This is a genomic window from Bartonella sp. AA74HLJMH, from assembly GCF_042197045.1.
GTDB lineage: Bacteria > Pseudomonadota > Alphaproteobacteria > Rhizobiales > Rhizobiaceae > Bartonella.
On sequence record NZ_JBHIRJ010000067.1, the window covers coordinates 1 to 2,212 of the forward strand.

General features: G+C 36.6%; 4 protein-coding genes. All 4 read left to right on the plus strand.

Annotation, left to right across the window (positions count from 1 at the left end; all coding sequences use genetic code 11):
• Positions 1 to 627, plus strand: a 627-nt coding sequence (locus tag ACFINH_RS09580) for an HNH/ENDO VII family nuclease (protein WP_375632928.1), incomplete at its 5' end; no start/stop codon positions are given.
• 62 nt (positions 628 to 689) lie between these two features.
• The gene (locus ACFINH_RS09585) at positions 690 to 1,271 is read left to right on the plus strand and encodes an SMI1/KNR4 family protein (protein ID WP_375632930.1); all 582 of its coding nucleotides are present in this window, start codon (positions 690 to 692) and stop codon (positions 1,269 to 1,271) included.
• 52 nt (positions 1,272 to 1,323) lie between these two features.
• A complete protein-coding gene (locus ACFINH_RS09590; RefSeq protein WP_375632932.1) occupies positions 1,324 to 1,797 on the plus strand; it encodes an SMI1/KNR4 family protein in 474 nt (157 codons plus the stop codon).
• On the plus strand, positions 1,794 to 2,212 hold a 419-nt coding region (locus ACFINH_RS09595; RefSeq protein ID WP_375632934.1), incomplete at its 3' end, for an SMI1/KNR4 family protein. The genes ACFINH_RS09590 and ACFINH_RS09595, both read left to right, overlap by 4 nt.

The window sequence follows — 2,212 nt, forward strand, 5'->3', positions numbered from 1 at the left end:
AATCTTGGCAACAAGGCTGTGATCAAGTTCATTGCTAGGAAAGATTTTGCCCAATTCGCTTCCAAGAAAAATCTTGCAGAACTTGCAGCTCAAGGAGATCCTGACAAACTTGCGGCGAAGAAAGAACTAACTAAACTTGCTGCTAAAGAAAAAAAGAAGTGGTTAAAAAAGAAACCTACTAAATTTACCGATAGCAAATTTGGACAGACTAACAAAGCCTATCAGAGAGACGATTTGTTTGATCCTAACAAAATTGTTAGTTGGACAGTAAAAGGGGAAGAAGTATGGGGCACCAATGTTGAAAGAATGGAAGCAGGAAGAGCACCTATGGGGTTTGATGGCAAGCCTGTTGAGTTGCATCATCTATCGCAAACGCCTGAGGGGCCCATAGCAGAAATTGGTAGTAAAGATCATAACAAATATACTTCCGTGATTCACGCTAATCCAAAAACACATCAATCGCTTATAGAGAGAGAAAAGTTTGGTAAGTGGAGAGAGGAATATTGGAAGGAACGCGCTAAAGGTTATAGAGAACAAAAAAACAGTAATTTAGGAGGAATAATTGATATGAAATGGAGTATCATAGGGATAGATTTTGACAGATGGGGACAGGAGCATCGGCAATAATGCTCTACGGTTGATGAAAAGAGAAAAAAGAAACTTATAGAATAATTTATGGAGAATAATTGATGAAAACCTATACCTTAGATGATGTTGCAGTATTAATTGATAAAGTGAATAAATATGATGATGAGATTATCAATTTTGGTACTGCAAAAAATGCAGTTGATGATCTTGTAATTGAAAAGGCGGAGAAAACTCTCGGCTTACAATTCACATCGTCTTACAAGAGTTTTTTAAAAAATTACAAAGGAGGGGAAATTGGTGGTGAAGAAATCTTTAGTCTTTATAAGGAGTGTGGGGAAGGTGTTCCTGTTGGTGATATTGTTTACCGAAACTTACTCGATAGAAAAGATGGTTTTGCGACACCAGAACAGCTTATCGTTTGTGATGCTGATTTTGATGAAACCTTTTATTTTGATTATACGCAGTTTAGGGATGGTGAATGCCCACTCTATGTCAGGTTTCCATTGGGCGATTGCGAATATTACGCCAGTGATTTTTATGAATTCCTTTGCAAAAGAATTAAAGAAAGCGTGGGAGTTGAGATACCTGATGGTGATCAACCAATTGAAAAGATTGAGAACACTCCCACTCCGCAACCTATACCTTTTTACAAGAGCTTTTGGAAAAAACTATGGAAGAGGTGAAATTGATAGAGGAAATATGAAGCGTTTATAACGCAAGTTTTGAGGATCATCCATGAAAACCTATACCTTAGCTGATGTTGCACAATTAATTAATAAGTATCCGGATGTTATCGACTTTGGCACTGCAGAGGATGCAGCTAGTGATGTACGGATTAAAGAGGCAGAAAAAACTCTCGGTTTACAATTCACCTCGTCCTACAAAAGTTTTTTAAAAAATTATGGAGGAGGAGAAATTGGAGGTTATGAAATTTTTAGCATTTATAACGCAAGTTTTGAGGATCATCCTGCTGGTGATATTGTGCATAAAAACTTATATCATAGGAAACATGGTTTTGCGACATTAGAACAGCTTGTTGTCAGTAGAACTGATTTTGGTGAGACATTTTACTTTGATTATACTCAGTTTCAGGATGGTGAATGCCCACTCTACGTCAAGATTCCATCTGGAGCGTCACATTATTATGCAAGTAATTTTTATGAATTTCTCTGTAAAAGAATTAAAGAGCACGCAGGGGAAAATTTGTGAAAACCTATACCTTAGATGATGTTGCAGTATTAATTGATAAAGTGAATAAATATGATGATGAGATTATCAATTTGGGTACTGCAGAAAATGCAGTTGATGATCTACTGATTGAAAAGGCGGAGAAAGCTCTCGGTTTACAATTTACATCTTCTTATAAGAGTTTTTTAAAAAATTATAAAGGAGGAGAAATTGGAGGTTATGAAATCTGTAGCGTTTATAGGGATTGTGGAATAGGTATTGCTGCTGGTGATATTGTTTTCCGCAACTTAAATAATAGAAAAAGGGGGTTTGCGACACCAGAACAGCTTATCGTAAGTAGAACAGATTTTGGTGAGACTTTTTACTTTGATTATACGCAGTTTCGGGATGGTGAATGCCCACTTTATGTCATGCTTCCATCTGAAGATTGCGAATA